We start from the raw sequence: 661 nt of genomic DNA, 5'->3' as shown, positions 1-661 counted from the left end.
GGCATCAGGACGCCATGGGTAGACGCGCTGACTTTCGCGCTCGGCTCCGGCATTGCAGGCATTGCCGGTGTCGCGCTCAGCCAGATCGACAACGTCTCGCCCAATCTCGGTCGCGGCTACATCATCGACAGTTTCATGGTCGTCGTCTTCGGCGGCGTCGGCAATCTGTGGGGCACGCTGGTCGGCGCCTTCTCGCTCGGCATCGTCAACAAGTTCCTCGAGCCCTATGCGGGCGCGGTGCTCGGCAAGATCGTCGTGCTGGTGCTGATCATCCTGTTCATCCAGAAGCGCCCGCGCGGCCTGTTCGCGCTCAAGGGCAGGGCGGTGGAAGCATGATCACGGGACGCTTCTTTGCCGCCGGCGCGGACCGCCGCATCGCCATCACGATCTTCATCCTGCTGGCGGTGGCCGTTATCGTGCCGCTGCTCAACCTTGCGGTGTCTCCTACCAGCGCCTTCTACATCCCATCCTACATTGTCGCGCTGACCGGCAAATATCTCTGCTATGCGCTGCTCGCCTTGGCCCTCGATCTTGTCTGGGGCTATTGCGGCATCCTTTCGCTTGGCCACGGCGCCTTCTTCGCGCTCGGCGGCTATGCGATGGGCATGTATCTGATGCGCCAGATCGGCTCACGCGGCGTTTACGGCAATCCCATCTTGCC

At 62.9% G+C, this 661-nt stretch carries 2 pseudogenes; both read left to right on the top strand.

The window, feature by feature from the left end:
* Nucleotides 1–336 (top strand): annotated as a pseudogene (locus EN750_RS37735) (urea ABC transporter permease subunit UrtB); the annotation flags it as partial.
* Nucleotides 333–661: pseudogene (locus tag EN750_RS37730) on the top strand (urea ABC transporter permease subunit UrtC); the annotation flags it as partial. The pseudogenes EN750_RS37735 and EN750_RS37730, both read left to right, overlap by 4 nt.

Origin of the sequence: Mesorhizobium sp. M7A.F.Ca.ET.027.03.2.1 (genome assembly GCF_003999175.1) — a bacterium.
Lineage (GTDB): Bacteria > Pseudomonadota > Alphaproteobacteria > Rhizobiales > Rhizobiaceae > Mesorhizobium.
This window is presented reverse-complemented; position numbering and strand designations above follow the sequence as displayed.